This window comes from Aeromonas sp. TW 6, from assembly GCF_013168745.1.
In the GTDB taxonomy this organism is placed as follows: Bacteria; Pseudomonadota; Gammaproteobacteria; order Enterobacterales; family Aeromonadaceae; genus Aeromonas; species Aeromonas caviae.
This window is the reverse complement of sequence record NZ_JABERS010000048.1, coordinates 1-20,678: the sequence shown is the minus strand read 5'-3', so window position 1 is coordinate 20,678 and position 20,678 is coordinate 1. Positions and strand designations below refer to the sequence as shown.

At 62.8% G+C, this 20,678-nt stretch carries 25 protein-coding genes and 2 pseudogenes; 15 read left to right on the top strand and 12 right to left on the bottom strand.

Annotated features, from left to right (window positions below):
• The first annotated feature begins 66 nt into the window (after nucleotides 1–66).
• Nucleotides 67–831 (top strand): zinc ABC transporter ATP-binding protein ZnuC, encoded by a 765-nt coding sequence (gene znuC / locus HKD46_RS18000; RefSeq protein ID WP_069785617.1) that lies wholly within the window; start codon nucleotides 67–69, stop codon nucleotides 829–831.
• 9 nt (nucleotides 832–840) lie between these two features.
• Entirely contained in the window at nucleotides 841–1,620 is a 780-nt protein-coding gene (znuB, locus tag HKD46_RS17995) for a zinc ABC transporter permease subunit ZnuB (protein WP_010672803.1), read from the top strand.
• A gap of 104 nt (nucleotides 1,621–1,724) precedes the next feature.
• Here the strand turns inward: znuB and HKD46_RS17990 are convergent, their stop codons facing one another.
• Nucleotides 1,725–2,642: a LysR substrate-binding domain-containing protein gene (locus HKD46_RS17990; RefSeq protein ID WP_042014956.1), complete on the bottom strand. Its 918-nt coding sequence runs from the start codon at nucleotides 2,640–2,642 to the stop codon at nucleotides 1,725–1,727.
• Nucleotides 2,643–2,733: 91 nt separating this feature from the next.
• On the opposite strand from HKD46_RS17990, the gene HKD46_RS17985 reads away from it, so the two are divergent.
• Nucleotides 2,734–3,591 carry a DMT family transporter gene (locus HKD46_RS17985; RefSeq protein WP_041214395.1) on the top strand — a complete coding sequence of 286 codons (858 nt, stop codon included), beginning with the start codon at nucleotides 2,734–2,736 and terminating at the stop codon, nucleotides 3,589–3,591.
• Here the strand turns inward: HKD46_RS17985 and HKD46_RS17980 are convergent.
• Entirely contained in the window at nucleotides 3,588–4,178 is a 591-nt protein-coding gene (locus HKD46_RS17980) for a uracil-DNA glycosylase family protein (RefSeq protein WP_010672800.1), read from the bottom strand. The genes HKD46_RS17985 and HKD46_RS17980 overlap by 4 nt on opposite strands.
• A gap of 102 nt (nucleotides 4,179–4,280) precedes the next feature.
• Between HKD46_RS17980 and rarD the strand changes: the two genes are divergently transcribed.
• Both rarD and HKD46_RS17970 read left to right on the top strand, forming a co-directional pair.
• The gene (rarD, locus tag HKD46_RS17975) at nucleotides 4,281–5,174 is read left to right on the top strand and encodes an EamA family transporter RarD (protein WP_010672799.1); all 894 of its coding nucleotides are present in this window, start codon (nucleotides 4,281–4,283) and stop codon (nucleotides 5,172–5,174) included.
• Nucleotides 5,171–5,506 (top strand): GIY-YIG nuclease family protein, encoded by a 336-nt coding sequence (locus HKD46_RS17970; RefSeq protein ID WP_052814382.1) that lies wholly within the window; start codon nucleotides 5,171–5,173, stop codon nucleotides 5,504–5,506. Before rarD ends, HKD46_RS17970 begins: the two co-directional genes overlap by 4 nt.
• A gap of 50 nt (nucleotides 5,507–5,556) precedes the next feature.
• On the opposite strand, the gene pspG is transcribed toward HKD46_RS17970, so the two are convergent.
• From pspG to HKD46_RS17950, 4 genes are all read right to left on the bottom strand, one after another.
• Complete coding sequence (gene pspG / locus HKD46_RS17965; protein ID WP_052814381.1) at nucleotides 5,557–5,775, bottom strand: envelope stress response protein PspG; 219 nt, start codon at nucleotides 5,773–5,775, stop codon at nucleotides 5,557–5,559.
• A 47-nt stretch (nucleotides 5,776–5,822) separates the two neighbouring features.
• The gene (locus HKD46_RS17960) at nucleotides 5,823–6,029 is read right to left on the bottom strand and encodes a PspC domain-containing protein (RefSeq protein ID WP_010672796.1); all 207 of its coding nucleotides are present in this window, start codon (nucleotides 6,027–6,029) and stop codon (nucleotides 5,823–5,825) included.
• Nucleotides 6,030–6,031: 2 nt separating this feature from the next.
• Complete coding sequence (gene pspA / locus HKD46_RS17955) at nucleotides 6,032–6,694, bottom strand: phage shock protein PspA (protein ID WP_010672795.1); 663 nt, start codon at nucleotides 6,692–6,694, stop codon at nucleotides 6,032–6,034.
• A gap of 206 nt (nucleotides 6,695–6,900) precedes the next feature.
• Nucleotides 6,901–7,629, bottom strand: coding sequence for a 1-acylglycerol-3-phosphate O-acyltransferase (locus HKD46_RS17950; RefSeq protein ID WP_039039739.1), 729 nt, complete (start codon nucleotides 7,627–7,629; stop codon nucleotides 6,901–6,903).
• 163 nt (nucleotides 7,630–7,792) lie between these two features.
• On the opposite strand from HKD46_RS17950, the gene HKD46_RS17945 reads away from it, so the two are divergent.
• From HKD46_RS17945 to HKD46_RS17930, 4 genes are read left to right on the top strand one after another with little or no spacing between them, the layout of a single operon-like run.
• Complete coding sequence (locus HKD46_RS17945; protein ID WP_052814424.1) at nucleotides 7,793–8,173, top strand: hypothetical protein; 381 nt, start codon at nucleotides 7,793–7,795, stop codon at nucleotides 8,171–8,173.
• A gap of 55 nt (nucleotides 8,174–8,228) precedes the next feature.
• Nucleotides 8,229–10,268, top strand: a complete 2,040-nt coding sequence (locus tag HKD46_RS17940) for a protein-disulfide reductase DsbD (RefSeq protein ID WP_171865758.1) — start codon at nucleotides 8,229–8,231, stop codon at nucleotides 10,266–10,268.
• 10 nt (nucleotides 10,269–10,278) lie between these two features.
• A complete protein-coding gene (locus tag HKD46_RS17935) occupies nucleotides 10,279–11,019 on the top strand; it encodes a DsbA family protein (RefSeq protein ID WP_052814379.1) in 741 nt (246 codons plus the stop codon).
• 3 nt (nucleotides 11,020–11,022) lie between these two features.
• Nucleotides 11,023–11,547 (top strand): redoxin domain-containing protein, encoded by a 525-nt coding sequence (locus HKD46_RS17930; RefSeq protein WP_171865757.1) that lies wholly within the window; start codon nucleotides 11,023–11,025, stop codon nucleotides 11,545–11,547.
• 79 nt (nucleotides 11,548–11,626) lie between these two features.
• Here HKD46_RS17930 and HKD46_RS17925 read toward each other — a convergent pair whose 3' ends face one another.
• Together HKD46_RS17925 and HKD46_RS17920 are read right to left on the bottom strand one after the other, a co-directional pair.
• Nucleotides 11,627–12,082: an EF-hand domain-containing protein gene (locus HKD46_RS17925; RefSeq protein WP_161470601.1), complete on the bottom strand. Its 456-nt coding sequence runs from the start codon at nucleotides 12,080–12,082 to the stop codon at nucleotides 11,627–11,629.
• 151 nt (nucleotides 12,083–12,233) lie between these two features.
• A complete protein-coding gene (locus HKD46_RS17920) occupies nucleotides 12,234–13,151 on the bottom strand; it encodes an IS5 family transposase (RefSeq protein ID WP_024946304.1) in 918 nt (305 codons plus the stop codon).
• A gap of 278 nt (nucleotides 13,152–13,429) precedes the next feature.
• Here HKD46_RS17920 and HKD46_RS17915 point away from each other — a divergent pair, with 278 nt between their 5' ends.
• The 6 genes from HKD46_RS17915 (at nucleotide 13,430) to HKD46_RS17890 (ending at nucleotide 16,886) form a co-directional block, all read left to right on the top strand.
• On the top strand, nucleotides 13,430–13,714 hold the full coding sequence (locus HKD46_RS17915; RefSeq protein WP_161470602.1) for a J domain-containing protein: 285 nt from the start codon (nucleotides 13,430–13,432) through the stop codon (nucleotides 13,712–13,714).
• Nucleotides 13,715–13,737: 23 nt separating this feature from the next.
• Nucleotides 13,738–14,286, top strand: coding sequence for a hypothetical protein (locus HKD46_RS17910; protein WP_161470603.1), 549 nt, complete (start codon nucleotides 13,738–13,740; stop codon nucleotides 14,284–14,286).
• Between the two features lie 12 nt (nucleotides 14,287–14,298).
• On the top strand, nucleotides 14,299–15,066 hold the full coding sequence (locus HKD46_RS17905) for a hypothetical protein (protein ID WP_171865756.1): 768 nt from the start codon (nucleotides 14,299–14,301) through the stop codon (nucleotides 15,064–15,066).
• A gap of 11 nt (nucleotides 15,067–15,077) precedes the next feature.
• Complete coding sequence (locus HKD46_RS17900) at nucleotides 15,078–15,980, top strand: hypothetical protein (RefSeq protein WP_052814376.1); 903 nt, start codon at nucleotides 15,078–15,080, stop codon at nucleotides 15,978–15,980.
• 221 nt (nucleotides 15,981–16,201) lie between these two features.
• Complete coding sequence (locus HKD46_RS17895; RefSeq protein ID WP_052814375.1) at nucleotides 16,202–16,453, top strand: hypothetical protein; 252 nt, start codon at nucleotides 16,202–16,204, stop codon at nucleotides 16,451–16,453.
• A gap of 58 nt (nucleotides 16,454–16,511) precedes the next feature.
• Nucleotides 16,512–16,886 carry a hypothetical protein gene (locus HKD46_RS17890; RefSeq protein WP_052814374.1) on the top strand — a complete coding sequence of 125 codons (375 nt, stop codon included), beginning with the start codon at nucleotides 16,512–16,514 and terminating at the stop codon, nucleotides 16,884–16,886.
• Nucleotides 16,887–17,003: 117 nt separating this feature from the next.
• On the opposite strand, the gene HKD46_RS21485 is transcribed toward HKD46_RS17890, so the two are convergent.
• The 4 genes and pseudogenes from HKD46_RS21485 to HKD46_RS17875 all read right to left on the bottom strand — a co-directional run bounded on the left by HKD46_RS21485 (nucleotide 17,004) and on the right by HKD46_RS17875 (nucleotide 20,137).
• On the bottom strand, nucleotides 17,004–17,129 hold the full coding sequence (locus tag HKD46_RS21485; RefSeq protein ID WP_260395816.1) for a hypothetical protein: 126 nt from the start codon (nucleotides 17,127–17,129) through the stop codon (nucleotides 17,004–17,006).
• Nucleotides 17,126–18,549 (bottom strand): annotated as a pseudogene (locus HKD46_RS17885) (IS66-like element ISAs21 family transposase). Before HKD46_RS17885 ends, HKD46_RS21485 begins: the two are co-directional and overlap by 4 nt.
• A gap of 100 nt (nucleotides 18,550–18,649) precedes the next feature.
• Nucleotides 18,650–19,926, bottom strand: a pseudogene (gene tnpC / locus HKD46_RS17880) (IS66 family transposase); the annotation flags it as partial.
• Between the two features lie 49 nt (nucleotides 19,927–19,975).
• Complete coding sequence (locus HKD46_RS17875; protein WP_171865755.1) at nucleotides 19,976–20,137, bottom strand: hypothetical protein; 162 nt, start codon at nucleotides 20,135–20,137, stop codon at nucleotides 19,976–19,978.
• Between the last annotated feature and the right edge of the window lie 541 nt (nucleotides 20,138–20,678).

Here is a 20,678-nt window from a genome sequence, read left to right as displayed (position 1 = left end):
ATAATATAACAAACCAACGTCACTGTTATATTATAACTCTCACAGGCTGTAAACCCCGGAGCTGTCATGACCCAACTGGTGGAGCTGAAAGAGGTCTGTCTCTCATTTGACGGACGACTCGTGCTCGACAAGGTCTCCTTTACCCTGAACAAAGGCAAAATCACCACCCTGGTCGGCCCCAACGGGGCGGGCAAGAGCACTCTGAGCAAGCTGGTGCTGGGCTTGCTCCGCCCAGATTCGGGGGACATCATCCGCCGCCGCGATCTGCGAGTCGGCTATGTACCCCAGCGCCTCTATCTGGACCCCACCCTCCCCCTGACGGTGCGCCGCTTCCTGCAACTTGGCAAGAACAGCCGCCTCTCCATCGAGGAGGCGCTCAATCGGGTCGGTGCCCAGGATCTGCTGGACAACCGGATGCAAAAGCTCTCCGGTGGCGAGATGCAGCGGGTGCTGCTGGCCCGCGCCCTGCTGGTCAAACCCGAGCTGCTGGTGCTGGACGAACCGGTGCAAGGGGTAGATATCACGGGCCAGATCGAGCTCTATGCCCTCATCAGCCAGCTGGCCGCCGAGTTCCACTGCGCCGTGCTGATGGTCTCCCACGATCTGCACCTGGTGATGGCCAGCACTCACGAGGTGATCTGCCTCAATCGCCACGTCTGCTGCCACGGCGAGCCACAGAGCGTGGCCCGCCACCCGGAATTTGCCCGCCTGTTCGGGCGGCCGGAGCGGGAGGTGCTGGCGGTCTATACCCACCATCACCACTGCGATGGCGAACACCATCATCATGAACCGCAGGCTCCCGTCATCCGCCTGCCCTCTCGCAACAACTAGGATCTTCACGTGGACAGCTTTCTGTTATACGCCCTCGCGGCCGGACTCGGCATCGCCCTGCTGGCCGGGCCCCTGGGCAGCTTCGTGGTGTGGCGCAAGATGGCCTATTTTGGCGACACCCTCTCCCATGCCTGCCTCTTCGGCATCGCCCTCGGCATCCTGCTGCAGGTGGACCTCACCCTGGCGGTCGTGGTCTGCTGCCTCGCCATGGCGATGCTGCTGGTCATCATGAGCCGCAACCAACAGGTCGCCACCGACACCCTGCTCGGCATTCTGGCCCACAGCGCCCTGTCGCTGGGTCTGGTCACCCTGAGCTTCATGGACAACGTGCGGGTGGATCTGATGGCCTACCTGTTTGGCGACCTGCTCTCGGTGCAGCCCATGGACCTGCTCTGGATCTACGGCGGCGGTGCCCTGGTGCTGCTCACCCTGTGGCGGCTCTGGGATCCCCTGCTCTCCATGACCATCTCGGAAGAGCTGGCCCGGGTGGAAGGGGTGCGGGTAGATGTGCTGCGCTGCGTGCTGATGCTGCTGATAGGCCTGGTCATCGCCGTGGCCATGAAGTTCGTCGGGGCGCTCATCATCACCTCCTTGCTGATCATTCCCGCCGCCACCGCCCGCCGCTTCAGCCAGACCCCGGAGCAGATGGCTGGCTTTGCCGCCCTGACAGGCTGTCTCGCCGTGCTGGGGGGCCTTGCCCTCTCCTGGTATCAGGACACCCCGGCCGGTCCCTCGGTCGTAGTCTGCGCCACCACCCTCTTTGTACTGAGCCAGTTCAAGCGCACCTGACCCGCTCCTGATGGTCCTGGTCTCGCCAGTGCCATCAGGCCTCCCGAATCAGACACCTTCGTCGTGGGCTGCGCCGTCCATTCTGCATAGGGCCCCCAGCCCGTTCAGACACGCCTGAGAGGCTCGTTTTCCCCGGGTCTCAGGCTCGCCTGCGACTCCTGCCACAGCCACTGACGCAACCGGCTGATGGCGGGTTCATGGGCACGCGAGCGCTTGAAGACGAAATAGAAGTTGTCGCCGGTCTCGAGGGCGTGCAGGGGCAGCCGCACCAGACGCGGATCCTCCGGCTGCAACATGTAGTCATTGATGAGCGCCATTCCCTGGTCCCAGTTCGCCGCCTCCAGCGCGAGCAGGATATGGCTGAAATGGTGCACTCTCGCCTCGGGGGGAATGGTCAGTCCCCCCATTTCGGCCCAGCGCCGCCAATCTTCCCCCTTCTCGCGGTAGATAGCCTGGATGGAGAGCAGCGGCAACTGCCACAGGGTGGCGGGCCACTCCCCTTCCACCTGCTGCCACATCCGCCGACTGCACACCGGCATCAGCCGCTCCCGATAGAGCAGATCGTGCATGTAACCCGGCCCTTCGGGGGAGACGGTGATGAAACCGTCCGCCACCCTGTCGGAGAGCTCGGGATCTTCCGCCACCATCTCCAGGCTGAGATCCAGCTCGGGATAGAGCTGGCGCAGCCCGGCCAGGCGCGGTATCAGCCACTTCACCGCAAAGGAGCTGTAGACCGCGAGCCGCACCCGCATCTCGCCGCCACCGCGCAACTGCTCGCTGCTCTGGGCAATCTGGACCAGCCCGGCGGCGATCCCCTCGAAATAGATCTCCCCCTGGGGCGTCAGGGAGAGCAGCCGCCCCTGGCGCAGCAGCAGCCGCTCCCCCAGAAAATCCTCCAGCAGACGGATCTGGTGACTGACCGCACTCTGGCTGACATTGAGCTCCAGGGCGGCGCGGGAAAAACTCAGCAGGCGGGCAACCACCTCGAAATATTGAACGGCGCGCAGGGGGGGCAGCTTCATTATCCAAATTTCTCATGCGTGATGATTTTTTATCATTTTACTGGATAACAGGCCGCGGGCTACCCTCCCCTCATCTGAATCTGGAGGTGGTATGAATGCAGTCGGGATAGGCATCCTCTATCTGGTGCTCGGCAACATGGTGGCGGTCTTCTCCGATGCCCTGGTCAAGGTGCTGGAGCCGGACCAGCCCATTTTCCAGTTTGTCTTTTTCCGCCAGCTCTCCGCGGCCCTGTTGCTCACCCCCTGGCTGCTCTGGTCCTGGCGGCGCAACCCGCCGGTAGCCCTCAAGTGGCACCTGCTGCGGGCCCACATCTGGGCCGTCGGCGTCTGCCTGATGGTGGTCGCCCTCACCCGACTGCCGCTCGCCACCGCCAACGCCCTCTTCTATGCCGCCCCGCTGCTGATGGTGCCGCTCGCGGTCTGGCTGGCGGGGGAGGCACTCTCGCGCCAGAAGGTGCTGACGGCGCTGCTCGGCTTCGTCGGGGTGCTCATCGTGCTGCGCCCGACCGAGGTAAACTGGGCCGCCCTGGCGGCGCTCGGGGTGGCGCTCTCTCTGGCGGTCAACAACCTGCTGATCAAGCGCATCCCGCTCCAGCAGCCCATCGCCCAGACCCTGTTTTTCACCAATGTGCTGAGCATGCCCTTCATCCTGGCGCTGGCCTGGTGGGAAGGGGGCGAGTGGCAATGGCAGATGTGGTGGCCCGCCTTCGGCTCCTCGGCGCTCATCATGGTCTACGCGGGGCTGTGCGTGATGGCCTATCGCAAGGCGGAGGCGAGCAAGATCGCCTCGGCGGAGTACACCGGGCTGCTGATGGCGGTCGCCATCGGGGTCTGGCTGTTTGACGAACAGCCGGGGCTGCCGCTGCTGTTGGGGTGCCTGTGCATCATACTGCCGCTGGTCGCCATGGCCCGCAGCAAGCCCAAGCCCCAGGCCGAGCCGGCGCTCTAGCCTGCCGGGTCAAGCAGGGGGGCGACCCTCTGCTGCAGATGGGGGATCACTGCCTGCTCGAACCAGGGGTTCTTCCTGAGCCAGAGGGTGTTGCGCGGGGACGGGTGCGGCAGCGGCAACCAGGCCGGGCCATAGTCCGCCCAGTGTCGCACCGTCTCGGTGAGCGATCCTTTCGCCGCCGCCCTCAGGTAGTAAGCCTGCGCATACTGGCCGATGAGCAGGGTCAGCTCGATGTTGGGCAGCAGCATCAGTACCTTGTCGTGCCAGGTGGGGGCACATTCCGGGCGCGGCGGCAGATCCCCCGACTTGCCCCTGCCGGGGTAACAGAGCCCCATGGGCATGATGGCGATGCGGGATTCATCGTAAAAGGTGGCCTTGTCCACCCCGAGCCACAAGCGCAGCCGATCGCCGGAGGGATCGTCCCAGGGGATGCCGCTGGCGTGTACCCGGGTGCCAGGGGCCTGGCCGATGATGAGCAGACGGGCGCGCTCGTTGCCGCGGATCACCGGCCTTGGGCCGAGCGGCAGGTGGGCCTCGCACAGGCGGCAGGCCCGGATCTGTTCAAACAGGGGATCGAGTCGGTTCATGGGCCAGATAGTACCAGAGTTTTCTCCCCGCTCCCGCTTGTGAAAGGGGCGGCGGATACTTATCATGCAGCCGCCATTGTTTAGTTTAATAAACGGAGAGAGATGAAGAACTGGATGGGCACCGGCAGCGCGGCCCTCTCATTCGTGCTGTGGGGCATGCTGCCCCTCTATTACCAGTTCATGCCCGAGATCAACATGTGGGAACTGCTTTCCCACCGGGTGCTCTGGTCCGTGGTGCTGCTGGGAGGCCTGCTTCTGCTCCTCGGCCAGCGGGTGCCCTGGGGGGCCCTGCGCGGCGATCCCCGGCAGCTCGGCCTTGTGCTGCTGGCGGGCCCCGTGATGTCCATCAGTTGGTGCATGTTCACCTGGTGCCTGACCACGGGCCAGGTGCTGGCCACCAGCCTCGCCTTCTTCATGACCCCGCTGTTCAACATCGCTTTTGCGGTGCTCTTCCTCAAAGAGAAGCTCACCCCGCAAAAACACCTGGCGGTGGCGCTCGCCCTGGCGGGGCTCGCCTATATGCTCTTCTCCTACGGCCAGCTGCCCTGGTTCTCCCTCGTGATGGGGGCCAACTTCGCCCTCTACGGCCTCATCAAGAAAAAGGTGAGACTGGACGCCGGAACCAGCCTCTATCTGGAGTCCCTGGTGCAGTTGCCCGTCGCCCTTCTCATCATCGGCTGGCTGACCTTGCAGGGCACCAGCCAGTTTATGGCCGGTGACTGGACCGAGCGACTGCTGCTGATGGGCAGTGCCCCCGCCACCCTGCTGCCGGTGGGGCTGTTCTGCTATGCGGTGGCGCGCACGCCCATGAGCACGGTGGGGCTGCTGCAATACATAGAGCCGAGCCTCGCCTTCCTGCTCGCCCTCTTCTGGTTTGGCGAGATCCCGGATCCGGTGAAATCCGTGGGCTTTGCCTTCGTCTGGGCCGGCCTGCTGGTGAGCCTGCTGCCCCTGCACCGGCTTGGGCGCCAGCGGGCCAGGTGGCGCACCTCATGACCCTCGCCACCACCACTCCCTCCCGCTGGTTTGTCTATCTGGTGCGCACCGGCACCGGGGCACTCTATGCGGGGATCAGCACGGATCCCGAGCGGCGACTGCGTCAGCACCAGAGCGGCAAGGGGGCCAGAGCCCTGCGCGGCAAGGGACCCCTCTCCCTGGTATGGCAGCAGGAAGTCCCCGGCAAACCCGAGGCGCTGCGCCTCGAGTACCGCCTCAAGCAGCAGAGCAAGGCGTTCAAGGAGCGCCTGGTACACGAGCCGGCGCTGTGGCACGGCTGGAGCCTTTCCTGGCTTGCCACCCCGCACACCGACCCTGTGTCGCCCCCATAAAAAGGGCCACTGCAAGCAGTGACCAAGGAAGGATGCGAAATCAGGGGGGCTTAACGGTAGGTGTTCGACTGCTTGCGCCTGTTGTTGAGTAGCCAGCACACCACCAGCACCACCAGCAACCAGGGCGCCAGCTTGATGATGAGGGCAAACATGCCGGCCAGGGCGCCAAACAGCACGAAGACCCCGCTCACCAGCAGCATGGCCAGCACGGTGAATCCGGTCAGCGCCATGCCGATCAGCACCAGGATCAAGACGATAAATTCCAGCATGTTGTGCTCCTCACGGGCTTGCACTTGCCGACGGGGCGATCCGGAGATCACCCCAGCCAGCGTTGAAGTTCACGGCGGGGAGGCATGACGAGCACCCCCACCAGATAGAGCGCCAGGGCCAGCGGTGGCATCAGGATCAGGGCGAGCAGGGCCACCACCCGCACCGTCACTCTGGACACCCCCAGCCCTCTGGCAAGACCGGCGCAGACCCCGGTCAGCTTGCGATGGGCGAGATCCTTGGGCCAGGGTGTCATGGTTATGCCTCCACCTTCTGACCCTTGAGCCGGGCCAGTTCCCGCTCAATCTCGTCGTTCAGCTCCAGCTCGCGGAACTGGGCCTCGAGGGAGGGATTCTGCCCCAGGGTCGCCGCCTCCAGCTGGGCCTCCAGCTGATCGACCCGGTTCTGGAAGCCGTCGAAACGGGCCACCAGCTCGTGCATGCGCTGGTTGTCCACCTGGGCACGGGCGCGGATGCGGCTGTGGGCGGTCTGCTCGCGCAGGGTCAGCATCTTCTGCTTCTCCCGCGCCTCGGTCAGCTTGGCCGCCAGTCGCTCGCTGTCGGCGGTGAGCTGGGCAAGCACTTCGGCCACCCGCGCCTTGTCCTCTTCCAGCCGCTCGCACTGCTTCATCTCCGCCAGCTTCTCGGTGAGGGCGGCACGGGCCAGATCTTCGCGGCCCTTCTGGATGGCGAGTTCGGCCTTGGCTGCCCACTCCTGGATCTGGTTGCGCAGCGCCTGCTGATGGCGCTCCAGCTGTTTCTGTTCGGCGATGACGCGGGCGGCCTGGGTTCTCATCTCGACCTGGACCTGCTCCATCTCCTCGATCATCAGCCGCAGCATCTTCTCCGGCTCTTCGCTCTTGTCGAGCAGGCTGTGCAGGTTGGCATTGATCACGTCGGTCAGGCGGCTGAATACGCTCATGGTCTGGCTCCTTGTTGATGGGGTGTCACTCTCTTCCCATGACACTACAAGAGCCGTGCCAGAATGTTTTTTCCTTTATTTACAATTAGATGAAAGTTAACGATGGATGTTCACCGGATACAGCGTGGTGAAAAAAACCAACAAGATGGTGATTTTCACCAATAAAAAAGGGAGCCAGCGGCTCCCTCTCTTCTCTGCAACCGGGCTCAGGCCGCCGGCCGATGGCCGAGCTTGCCATCCAGCTCCGCCAGCTTGGCTTCCATCTTCTCCCGGCAGGTGTCGGAGAGCTCGCGGATGCCGGCGGCGCCGTGCTCCTTGCTGCACACCGGGGCCATCACTTCCAGCAGCACCTCGCCGTTGTCCCAGCGGTTGAGATCGACCTGACCGAAGTAGCTGGAGCAGACGATGGGCACCACGGGCACCTCGGCCTGGACGGCAGTGTGGAAGGCCCCCGCCTTGAACGGCAGCAGACCACGCCCCTGGGAGCGGGTCCCCTCCGGGAACATCCAGATGGAGGTGCCGCGATGCTTGATGCGATCCACCACCTGGCCGATGGTGCCGATGGCGCGGGAGCGGTTGGAGCGGTCGATCAGCACGTTGCCGGAGAGCCAGAAGATGAGACCGAAGAAGGGGAGCCACAGCAGGCTCTTCTTGCCCACCGCCACCACGCCGGGCTGCACGGCGCCGGTCACGGTGAAGATGTCGTAGTTGCTCTGGTGATTGCAGACGTAGACCGCAGGCCCCACCGATTTGACCTCGTCGGCCACCGTCACCCGGACCTTGAGGCCGATCAGCGGGCAGACCGCATGATACATGCGGGCGAAGACATAGACGTTGTTCGGGTGGCGCGGGCGCACCAGACAAAGCAACAGGCCGAACAGGAACCAGAAGACGAGCAGCAGTGCCAGCAGCAGCACACGGGCAAGTTTGAGCATCGAACACCTCGGAATTTGACTCGGCGCAGTATACTGGTCCCCCTTTTAGCGAACAAGCGTTCGCCAGACAGAACCGACCAGCCCCGGACGCCACCGGTCACCCCGGCTTGCCCCACCCGCCATTGCCCGCTAGGATGTGGCCATCTTGATGAACGGGGCGAACATGGTTTTGCAACAACGCGCGGCGACACGACTCCTGCTGCTGGTCTGCCTGCTGGTGCTCAATTGCGCGGCCCAGCCGCTGGCCCGCCTCGCCCTGCTCGATCACGCCGTGAGTTGCCAGACCCTGCCCCAGTTCGCCTCAGCCGACGACCAGGCCGACAAGGGCACGCCCGCCAGTGTGCAGCCCAATAGCTGCCAGCTCAACGGCAAGTGGCTGAGCGCCGCCAGTCTGCTGTGCGTGGAGCAACTCTTCTTCGCCATCGCCTTCGTGATTGCCCTGCTGGTGCCCCTGTCACGGCGCGCGCCGGCACTGCCTCCCCCCATCAATGTCTCGCCGCCAGAGCGGCGACTGCACCTCACCCTCTGCGTCTGGCGGGAATAAGTTCAGCCGCGCTTTTTCAGCCTGCTGTCACTCATTTTTTTGCGAGACCCAACACATGTCGAATCTCTTCAAGGCGGCCCTGCTACTGGGCAGCCTGCTGTGGCAATCCAGCGGATTGGCCAGCGATACGGGGTGGCTCACCCGCCCCCAGAACAGTCACGCCAAGGTCAGGCTGCAAGCCGACCGCAGCGTCCCGGATCAGACCCGCATCCTGCTCGATGTCCAGCTGGCGTCAGGCTGGAAGACCTACTGGCACAGCCCGGGTGAAGGGGGCATAGCGCCCCAGATCCTGTGGGATGAGCCGGTCGGCGACTTCCAGTGGCACTGGCCCACGCCGCGTCCCTTCGAGGTGGCCGGGCTCAACACCCAGGGCTATCAGGAGCAGGTACGCTTCCCCCTGAGCCTGGGCTACCCGGCCGGGCAGCCGCTCAAGGGCACCTTGCGCCTCTCCACCTGCAGCAATGTCTGCATCCTGACCGACTACCCCTTCACCCTGGCGGCGGATGGGCAGGCGCCGGCCGGTTTCGACTTCGCCTGGGCCCGGGCCATGAGCACCCTGCCACAGACGCTGCCCGCCGACACCCGGGTCGAGCTCGGCTACCAGCACAACCTGCTGCAACTGCGGGCCGAGCGGGTCGAGGGGTGGCAGGAGCCTGCGCTCTTCATCGATGCGCTGGAGGGGGCCGAGTTCGGCAAGCCCGCGCTCGAGGTGAACGGCACCACCCTGATTGCCCGGGTGCCGGTCAGCGACGGCTGGCAGGGGGATGCCCCTGACTTGCGTGGTCAATCCCTCGGCCTGCTGCTCACCTGCGGCGAGCAGGCCTGGCAGACCCGCGCCACCATCGCCGGGCCCCTCACCTTGCCAGCCCCAGGCCAGCCTCTCATCTGGCTGCTGGGGGCGGCGCTGCTCGGCGGTCTCATCCTCAACCTGATGCCCTGCGTGCTGCCGGTGCTGGCCCTGAAACTCGGCACCGTGTTGCAGCAGCAGGGGCGCGAACAAGGAGGCGTGCGCAAGCAGTTCCTCGCCGCCAGCGCCGGGATAATCACCTCCTTCTGGGTGCTGGCAGCCATGAGCAGCCTGCTGCGCGCGACTCAGGGAGCCGTCGGCTGGGGGATCCAGTTCCAGAGCGCCGGTTTCATCGGCTTCATGGTGGCGGTGACCCTGCTGTTTTGCGCCAACCTGCTGGGCTTGTTCGAGATAAGGTTGCCCAGCAATCTCAACACTCGCCTCGCCACCCGCGGCGGCAAGGGGCTCGGCGGTCACTTCCTGCAGGGGAGCTTCGCCACCCTGCTCGCGACCCCCTGCTCGGCCCCCTTCCTCGGCACCGCGGTGGCCTTTGCACTGGCGGCGCCCCTCGGCCAGCTCTGGCTCATCTTCACGGCCCTCGGCCTTGGCATGAGCCTGCCCTGGCTGCTGGTGGCGGCCCTGCCGCGCCTTGCCCTCTGGCTGCCCAAACCGGGGCGCTGGATGGGGCGACTGCGCATCCTGCTCGGCCTGATGATGCTGGGCTCCAGCCTCTGGCTGGCGAGCCTGCTTGGCAACCATCTGGGCAGCACGGCCACCGGCTGGCTGATGGCCGCCATGGTGCTGGTGCTGCTGATGGGCATCCTCTGGCGTTATGGTCTGTGTGGTTTCACGCTGGCCCTCTCCCTCTCGGCACTCATCGGCGGCGCCCTGCTGCTGGGGGGCGCCCTCACGGCGCAGGGGTCGGGCAGCATAGACAGAGTCGCCTGGCAGCCCCTCTCCGAACAGGCCATCGCCGACGCCCTGGCTCGGCACCAGCGGGTCTTCGTGGATGTCACCGCCGACTGGTGCGTCACCTGCAAGGCCAATAAATACAACGTGCTGCTGCAGGGCGAGGTGCAGGAGGCCCTGTCCGCCCCGGACGTGGTGGCCCTGCGCGGCGACTGGAGCAGGCCGAGTGATGCCATCGCCGCCTTCCTGCGCCAGCGCGGCGCCGCCGCCGTCCCCTTCAACCAGATCTACGGGCCCGGCCTGCCCCGGGGGGAGACCCTCTCCCCCCTGCTGGACAAGGCAGCGCTGCTCGACGTCTTGAACAAGGCCGGCCTCGTCCAGCCCGGCCCCCATTTCTAAGGAGAATGCCATGAACCTGCGTACCCTGACCCTGTGTACCGCCCTGGTTGCCGGCGGCCTGAGCGCCCCATTGCTGCACGCCGCCCCCTTCACCCCGGAGCAGGAGGCCCGCATCAAGGAGCTCATTCGTGAGACTCTGGTGCAGAACCCGAAGATCCTGGACGAGGCCGCTGAGTCCTGGGAGAAGCAGAACGCCGCGACCCAGCAGGCCCAGCTCGGCGACTTCATCAAGGGCAACCAGGAGGTGCTGTTCAACAGCGCCACCAGCCCGCGCCTCGGGGCCAAGCACCCCAAGCTGACCCTGGTGCTGTTCACCGATTACAACTGCCCCTACTGCAAGCAGTTCGATCCCCAGCTGACCCGGCTGCTCGAGGCCTATCCCGACGATCTGGGGCTGGTGATCAAGCTGCTGCCGTTCAAGGGGCAGACCTCCGCCAAGGCGGCCCAGTACAGCCTGACCCTGTGGCAACAGGATCCTGCCCGCTTCCTCCCCCTGCACGACAAGCTCATGAGCAAGCAGGGGATGCTGACCGAGACGGACATCAACAAGGCGCTGGCCGCCACCGACAACCTGACCCTCAAGCCCGCAGGCAAGGCCACCGAAGAGCTGCGCAACAGCCTGCGCATCGGCACCCTGCTCGGCGTGCAAGGCACCCCGGCGACCCTTATCGGCAACCAGCTGGTGCCAGGTGCCATTCCCTATGACGAGCTGGAGCAGCTGGTCAAAGCCGAGCTGGCCAAGCGGAGCTAAGCCATGGCCGAGGATGCAGGCATAAAGGCCCCCCGCTGGCGCCGCTGGGGCAAGGAGGCGCTCTGGCTGCTGCTGATGGCGCTTGTCATCACCACCCTGGTGGATCTGTGGCGCAGCCCCACGCTGCCGGCGGGGGCCATGGAGGCCCCCTTCACCCTGCAGGACGGCACCACCACCACTCTGACCGAGCAGAGCCGCGGCAAGCCCCTGCTGGTCTACTACTGGGCCAGCTGGTGCGGGGTGTGCCGCTTCACCACTCCCACGGTGGAGCAGCTCTGGCAGGAGGGTGAAAATGTGCTGACGGTGGCACTGCGCTCCGGCAGCGATGACCAGTTGCGCGCCGGGATGGCGAAGAAGGGGCTGACCTTCCCCACCCACAACGACGAGTCCGGGGATCTGGCCGCCCGCTGGCAGGTGGGGGTGACGCCGACCTTCCTCGTCATCAAGGATGGGGCTCTGGTGAGCAGCACCACCGGCTGGAGCAGCGCCTGGGGACTCAGGCTGCGGCTGCTGTGGGCCCGCAGGTAACCCCGCACGCCATGCCAAGACAACAAAGAGCCCGGTATCGCTACCGGGCTCTTTTTCATCTGGAGACTGGCTAGCCGCCCTATTGCGCGGGCGCCATGGCTCCCTGCCCGAGCCGCCCCCTGACACTGGCTCGCTCAGCCTCGTCGAGCACCCCGTCCCCGTTCTTGTCCATCCGGGTGAAGAGGGCCTCATGGCGCGCCATGAACTGCGCCTTGGTGGTGTCCTGCATCGGCCTCATGTTGCCCATGTTGCCCATGTTGCCCATGTTGCCCATGTTCCCCATCTTGCCCGGCATGGCCTTGCCTGACTGCTGCATTGCCTCTTGCATCCTGGCCATGGCGGCCTCTCTCTCGGCCACCGACAAGGTGCCATCCTTGTCGCTGTCCTGCCGGGCGAAACGCTGCTCGGCTCTTTCCATGAACTGGGCCTTGGTGATGTCTCCCTTGATGAACATCAAGGGCTCATCGATGCTCTCATCGGCGGCGATGGCGAAGCCGCCAAGCAGTACCATAGGCAGAAGATAAAATTTGAGCATGGCTGTTCATTCCTTGGTAAGGATCTCGGTATGGCCGAGTCCTGCTGAAGATCGCCAGGGCAACGCCTGGCGCCTCCTGTAGTGTAGTCCCGAGGGGCGTTGTTGATCAAATCCGTCGCTGGATGGCCGTTCCCCAACCCGTTGATACCACTCAATTCACTGGCTGGCGAACAGGCATACCAAGCCCTATCAGCTTGTTCATCACCTTCACGCCAGCCAGGATTTCGCCCACCTGGGCGTTGTAGTTCCGCAGGCTCAGCGTTGGCCCGATGAGTTGCTTGAACCGGTACATGGCGGTCTCGGCTATCGAGCGCTGGTGATAGCCGGAGTCTTTCTTCCATTGCTTCAGTTCACCGGCCTTGAGCGCCGTCACCGCCTCGTTGCGGGGATGGTCTTCCTCCCACGGTGCCGCATTTTTTCTCGGCGGTATGGTGGCTTTCGCCCCCTTCTTCTTCAGTAGCGCATGACAGGCCTTGGTGTCATACGCACCATCGGCGCTGACCTGTTTTATCTTGCGTCGTAAGGGGTTGAGCAACGTCGGTAACACCTCGTTATCCGCCACCGTCTCCAGGCTGACTTCGGCAGCGATGACCGCATGGGTTGTGGCATCCACCGCCAAGTGGAGCTTGCGCCACACTCGTCGCTTCTCCTTGCCGTGTTTGCGAATTTTCCATTCGCCTTCGCCATAGACCTTGAGGCCGGTGGCATCAATGACCAAGTGAGCCACCGGGCCTTGGCTGGGGAGGCGGTACTTGATGTCGACGGTCTTGGCGCGCTTGCTGATACAGCTATAGTCCGGCGACTGCAAAGGCACCGCCATCAGTTGGAACAACGAGTTAATGAAGCCTTCTAGCGCCCGCAGCGGCAACTTGAACAAGCCTTTTAGCATCAGGGCCGTCTCAATGGCGGTGTCACTGTAGTGGAAACCTCTCCCTCGGCGGCCATGGTGGACCAGGCAATGCCACTGCTTAATGGCTTGTTCGTCCATCCAGATGGTCAACGAACCGCGTTGCACCAAGGCTTGGTTGTACTGCTGCCAGTTGCTGATCTTGTGCTTGGACTTGCCCATCTGATGCTCTCGGAGACTGCGCTACAGGATCAGATCACCGAGATGACAGATAGTTCCCCGATTTGAGCAACAAGGCCGTCCCGAGGCAGTCACCCACCGGGAGGCAGATCGCAAAGTGCACCCGATGCACTTTCCCCTGGTTACTTTTCTTCCTATTCATGGCGATGGAGGGCGATTTCCGTTAAAATCACCGGTTTTTGCCGAGCCTGGTTTGCCACCTTCCCGTCACCAGGCCCCCGCAGAGTGTATTCCACGATGCCAGTGAGGCAGGATCCGTCATGAACAACTACTTCCGGGTGTTGGGCGTCAAGTCCAACGCCAGTGAAAACGACATCAAGAAAGCCTATCGACGGCTGTCAAACCAGTACCACCCCGACAAGCTGCTTGGGGCCACCGAAGAAGAGAAAGAGCAGGCAGCCGCCCGGCTGCACCAGGTAAAGCAGGCTTATGAAGTGCTGTCCGATCCGAAACAGCGGGCCGCCTTTATCAAGGATTTCAACAACGTCATCGTGACCGATCCCGCTGCTGCCATGCAGGAGATGTGGGACCAGTTCTACCCCTGAGCCACCAGGCAAGAAGAGCGACTATGCAAAAAAAATGGGACCAGGCACGGCTCAAGGCCCTGCAAAGCGATGCCAGCGAGAACATCGAATCCTACCGGGATCAGGACGACCCCAAGGGTCTCGAGCAGTTCACCGACCAGATGAAGACCCTGCTGCTGGCCGACATGAGCATGCTGGAGTTCATGCCCGAATACCTGCCGCTTGCCCTCTATGGCCGGGTGCAGTTCCCGCCCAAGGCCAAGTCGCAGTGGAACAAGTGGCTCGCCAGCGGCGAGCAGCCCTCCTGGGACGAGTTCAAGGTGAGCGTCGGTTTCAACAACGCCATCCTGCCGCTGGTCAAGGCGGTGCGGGCCCAGAGCGAAGATCAGCTGATGGAAGCCTGCGCCGTGCTGTTCTTGCTCGACAACCCGCTGCCGCGCGGCAGCCACCGCGGTGATGACGACTATGAGTTGCGGGACGAAGAAGAGGAAGACGGGGAAGATGCCGACGCCGACTACCACGGCGGCGGCCGCCGCGATCGCTATGGCGACGACCAGGGCGAGCAGGATATGTACGACGAAGTCCGTTTCTAATTGGGGCAAGGCATGAGCAACAGTCTGATAGAAATTACCGCCATCGAGATCAAAGAGCTGGCCGTCATCGAGCCGAAGCAGGCCAGCGAGAAGTTCGAGCTGATCGCCAAGACCATGTCTGACGACCAGCTGGTGGAAGTCATTGAAAATATTGATATCGTTACCCTGACCCAGATCAACGGCCAGCACGACATCTCCTTCCCCTCCATCATCTCCGAGCTGATGACCCCGGAGCGGATCCGCGACATCGTCTGCCAGCAGCCCCTCTACTGGGAAGAGGCGATCAAGAACAACGCCGACGAGCTGCAACAGCACACCTTCGACTTCCTCAACTACCTGATCCGCACCCAGGAGAGCGAAGCCAAGCAGCGGGAGATCCTCGAGTGCGTGGCCGAGGATCCGGCCGGTCTCTTCTACCTCGCCATCCCCTTTATCGAGTTCTATCGCGGCGATCGCTATGAAGAGGAGGAAGGCTATCGCGACGTGCTGCACGCCGAAGAGGAAGATCTCGAAGAGTCCCTGCGCTACAGCGAACGCCAGCAGAGCGAGGATGTCCACGACTACGCCCTGGACGACCCGCGCAGCCTCTTGATGCTGATCCGCGAGCTGGCCCCCGAGGTGGAGAAGTCCATCAAGTCGCTGCTGCGCAATGAGCACTCCACCTGGGACGGCATTATCAACAAGTTTGCCGCCGAGCTGGTGATGCAGGCCAAAGAGAAGAACAAGGTCGAGGAAGACGAGTACGGCGACGTCGACGACATGTTCAGCTTTCTGGATTAAGGAGCCCATTCATGCAGTTAGTCATTCGCGATGCCAACCAGGGCCCCTATCTCACCCAGGTGCTGCGCTTTGGCCGCGACAATGAACTCTTGAGTCAGCAGCAGCTCGCCGCCATCAAGGGCAAGGCGGTGCTGATGAGCCTGAAATTCGCCGACAAGTACTACAACAAGTACAAGATGCACCTGCTGGAGCAGGCCGCCCACGACGTCATCGGCGTGGTGAGCCTGGGGTTGCAGGAGCTCTCCCAGCGGGATCCGGCCAAGGCGCTGGCGCTCTTGCTGGCGCCGGAAGGCCCCATCAAGCCGTTCCAGAAGGGCTGGTCCATGCTCATCACCGTCAGCCCCAAGCAGGCTGGCAACAGCCTCTACGGTGACGTGGATGCGCGCCTGCTGGACAAGATCTCGAGCCCCCCCGACATTGAGGAGTGGCAAGGGTGGCAGGAGTACGAGAAGGCACTGACCGAGCACAACAAGAGCCGCCTGATGGGGCTGATCGACCAGCACTTCTTCGCCAGCGAGAGCGACCACCCCACCATGGAGGACAAGTTGGCCGAGGCGCTGCTCTATCGCATCCTCTGCGGCAAGGGCAGCGGCGCCGCCCCCCTCAAGGTGAAGCAGGATCTCAAACGCCGACTGGCGCGAGAGATTGCCCTCGACGAGGCCTGGTTCGACACCGACCATCTGGCCACCCAGCTCGCCCTGATGCTGAGTGAGCTGCCCGCCGACATGGCCGCGGCCCTGCGCCAGGAGCTGAGCCCGGGCTTCGTGCCGAACCTGCTGCACACCCTGGGGTTTGTGCGCCAGTACCAGCAGCTGCAAAAAGAGGACGCCTCCCCGGAGAAGCTCGACAACATGGAGATGCGCGCCGGTCTCAAGCATCCCCTGCTCGGCTGGCCCCTCTACCACGACTTCTGATGACGGGCCTTTCCCTTCTGCGTATTCCAACGCCCGGCTTGCCGGGCGTTGTGCTATCCAGCGCCCCGTTTTCAACACAAGCCCTGGCCGTGAACACCGATCTCGGCAGAAAACTACCCCGTAAGCGTCATTGGCCACATTTTTGACAGGGATATAATCACTCCCCCATACCAGAGCCGGGGAGCAAGGCCGTGAGCAGAAAGCCCGACAGGATCACCGCGATGCAACAGATCATCGACGCCGTGAAGGCGGAGTTTCCGCTCTATCAGCCGGATACCTTCAAGTGCGGACCTGACAACACCTGCATCGGCTGCCCCAAGAAGCTGATGGAGCTGGTGGATACGGACCTCTGCTACTGGCAATATCAGATCGATCGCGGCATCCTGCCCACCTTCGACGAGCTCTACAACTTCGGCAAGATGTGCAAGAACATCCGCCGGGCCCTGGTGCGCAATGGCCGCATTCCCGCCTGAGCGCCCCATCACAGCCAGGACTAAGGCCCCCGCCGGCAACACCAGAGAGGTAGAGAGCATGACCCAGGAGAGGATACAGACCCGCTACACGCTGGATGGCCCCCTTGCCAGCCGCGCCGAGCTGGAGCAGGCCATCACTCGGGCCATCGAGGCGAACAAGCAGGACTTCTTCCCCCTGCTGGAGCGGCTGGTGGACGTGGGGGACAGCCGGGTCAAGCTCAGTCAGAAAGACCCGCTGCGGGTACTGGGGGTGGAACTCGACGGGGCTAACACCGGCGGCAGTGCGCGCCTCAGCTACGAATCCAACTTCGCCGAGAGCTGCCGTCTTATCGATGAATACGACCAGCACCAGACCAGCCTGGCCTTTACCCTCGACGGGGATCAGCTGATATTCGATCTTGAGCTGCCCATTGCCTGGAACGTCGACAACTAGGGCCACTCCCCGCCTTCGCCCTGCCCATCACAAGAAAGGAGCCTTGCCGGCTCCTTTGTTACTGACTCACCGCATCGCGCGGCTCGTCCCGCCCTCTGCGTCACCCCTCGGGTGAGCTCAGGTAAGATAGTAACGCCACGACCGGACCGGCTCGGCGTAACCGACCCGGATGCAGAAGGGCGCCAGATCGTGATTGGCCTGCTCCAGGCTGAGGGTCTGGTGGGTATCCTCGTAACCGTTCACCGGGACGGTGTTGACAGCACCAACTCCTCCGGGAACGGGTAGTCGGTTTTCTCGATGCAGGACCTGACAACTGCCCTCAGCCACTCCTGCGGGCAGCGGCCCAATCGCTTGGCCGTCTCCACCAACGATAGGATACGCTGCCTGAACTGCTCGCCTCGATGCGACCAGACGCCATAGCTTCCCTTGCGCCACAGCACATAGCCACGCAGCGCCCGCTCCGCTTCATTGTTGGTCAGCGCTATCTCGTCGTTTTCCATAAAACGCCATAGCATCTCATCGTCCTTGAGCAGTAACTGGCAGCGCCCACGGTAGCGCTTGGAACACAGTACAGTACACTGCCCCGCTCCAGCTGCCTTCGCCAGCTTTGCCGACATCGCTGCAACCTTCGCTGGTACTGCTCCCGGCTTAAGCAGCCTTGTTCATAGCCATGCCGGGTTCTGAACACCGTGTCAGCCAGCAGTACCAGCCGGGCTCCGATAGGCTGGTTGACGGCGTCGCTACTCTCGGCAATCGCCGCCACGTTGCGCAGCACATGCGCCCAGCACAGTTGGCGCTGGGCGCTGTCGATGAAGCGGTATCCCGCATACTGGTCGGTCACCAGCACCCCATCAAGCTCACTGCCCAGCAACCGCTTCGCTGCCTCCTGACCGCGGCCAAACGCCGTCATGAAGCAGACCGCGACCTTGCTCAGGGCCAGCCACATCCAGCGTCGCTCACCGCCCCGCTGGTGCCGGGTTTCATCGGCATGGATGATGGCGGCAGACTGCACTTGCTGTTTGATGGCTTGGTGGGTCGGGGTGAGCATGGCGCTGACCCGGCCTTGTGCTTCACTGATGGCGCCTCGGCTAAAGCTCAAACCGAAGTGCTGCTTGAGCTGCTGCTGTATCTTGCTGATGCTCTGGTGGAACTGACCACTCTGCAAAGCGATATAGCTCAGCAGATTAGCCCCCATCTGGCTGTGGCTCACCGTATCGGGCAGGGCTGCTTCACTGGTGGTGACGCACCCACGGCAGGTGCCCCGATACAGCTGATGCTCTGTCACCACATAGCTGACCTCGGGCAGGTCAAACACCTGATGAACCCGGTAGGGCTTGTCATGGGACACCACCTGCTCACCACAGCAGGCGCACTGCCGGGCAGGATAGTGTGGTATTGCCGTCAGTCGGTCGTCCTCAGGATGACGTTCACGCCGCTGCCCCTTGTGGCCAGGCTGGGCACCACGAGCCTTGCCGGAAGCGGGGCGCTTGCGCGCAGGCGGGGTCCCCGAGCCATCAGTGGAGGGGGGCTTGGAGGAGTTATTGCTGTTTTGGTTGAGGCGGTCTTCAAGCTCGGCGATGCGCGCCATCAGCTTGTAAATCAGCTCGTTGGCTTGCTCGAGGGTCAGCGGCAGGCCGGGTGGTGGCGTAATGGGTTTGCTCATGACGTGATGGTGCCAAGCTGGCGGGATCAGGCAAGGGGCAACAGTGGATCAAGGGATGATCGTCTCACTTTTTCCTGTCAATGCCATCTGGGTGAACAGTTACCTCCCCACGATGTGAGCACACGCCGTAGCTCCCTTTGCGCCACAGCACATAGCCGCGCAGCGCGCGCTCGGCCTCATTATTCGTCAGCGGAATATCGTCATCACTCATAAACCGCCACAGCATCTCGTCATCCTTGATGAGCCACTCGCAGCGCCCCCGATAGCGCTTCGAGCAGAGCAGCCGTCCTTGCGCTAACTGCTTTAACCAGCTCTGCCGATAGCGCCTGAGTCGGTGCTGATAGCACACCTTGCTCAAGGTGCCAGTCTCATAGCGATGGCGAACCCGAAACACACTGTTGGCCAGCAGCACCAGCCTGGCACCGATGGACTGATTAACCTGCTCGCCACTTTGGGCGACGGCAACCACGTTGCGCAGCACATGGGCCCAACAGAGTTGGCGCTGACTCGAATCGACAAACCGGTAGCCAGCATACTGGTCCGTCACCAGCACGCCGACCAGCTCTGACCCCAGCAGGCGCTTGGCTGCGTCGATACCACGGCCGTAGGCGGTCATGAAGCAAACCGCTATCTTGCTCAGTGCCATCCACATCCAGCGCCGCTCGCCGCCCCGTTGATGGTGGGTCTCGTCGGCGTGGATAAGTGAGGCCGACTGGACCTGCTGCTTGATAGCTTGGTGAGTGGGCGTCAGCATGGCACTGACCCGTCCTTGTGCTTCGCTGATGGCCCCGCGACTAAAACCCAGACCAAAGTGTTGCTTAAGCTGCTGCTGTATCTGGGTGACACTCTGATGGAACTGACCACTTTGCAGCGCGATATAGCTGAGCCGATTCGGGCCCATCTGGGTGTCGCTGACCGAGTCAGGCAGTGCGGCATCCACCGTGTGAATGCACCGGGTACAGGTGGCGCGAAACAGCTGATGCTCGGTAACGAAGTAGCTCACCTCTGGTAGGTCAAACACCTGATGCGCTCGATAAGGTTTGTCATGCGCCAGCACGTTGCCACCACAGCAGGGGCAATCCGATGCCGGGTAGTGAGCTTCCACGGACAGACGGGCATCGTGCGCATGGCTCATGGCGCATCCGCCGCTGCCCTTTGTGGCCAGGCTGTGCACCGCGTTTTTTACCGGAAGCCGGACGCGGCCTGGCCGGTTGTGCTGCCAGGGCCATCACTGGAGGGCGGCCTGGAGGAGTTGCCGCTGTGTTGATTAAGGCGCTCCTCCAACTCGGTGATACGGTCCAGGAGCTTGTATATCAGCTCGTGGGCCTGTTCGATAGTCAGAGCGTTAACCGCTGGTGTCGAGAGCTTTTTGGTCATGCCAGCAAGCATGCAATACGGGCGGGATCATGCAACAGGCTGATTGCGATCAAGAGACGATCGTCTCATTTTTCCTGTCAAGCCACTCTCGGTGAACGGTTACGGTATCCTCCTGGCACCACTGCACGAACTCGCCGCTGTTGAAGCTGTAGTGATCCCCGTGAAAGACCCCGTGGGCCTCGATCAGTCCGATGGCTTTGTCGATCTCCATGATTGGCCTCCTGGCACTGTGCTGCTCTCTTTAAGCTTAGCGAGCAGGAAGGCGTAGGGTCGATTAGCGCAGCGTAATCGTCCACGCCATCGGCACCGTGGTGATTGGAATAAAGGAAGATAAGAGGGGTCGCAGCGAGACAGTGGAAGCCGGTTTTCGCGAGCGTCTGATTACGCTTCGCTAATCAAACCTACGGCCCTTTTCGATCTTGAGCTGCCCATACAGTGGGATTTCGACAACTGATTTATAGCGGTGCAGTTCTCCCTGTTGATGACACCCAACGGTTACTTTCCCTCACCCTGATCCTCTCCCAATGAGAGAGGCGGTATGCTATTCACATCAAGCGTAATAAGCACAGAGCAAGCCATATTGTTCATTGCACCTTACGTGCTTAATCGTCAGAATAGTTGTATCTCCGACATTCCGCACCTGATTTAGGAATAAATTTGCCGATAGCGCTCACCCAATACCTCCAAAATGATCTGCTGGTCTCCTGTTAGCTCCGTTACTTGTGGCGGAGCTTCTCCCAGTCGATATTCAT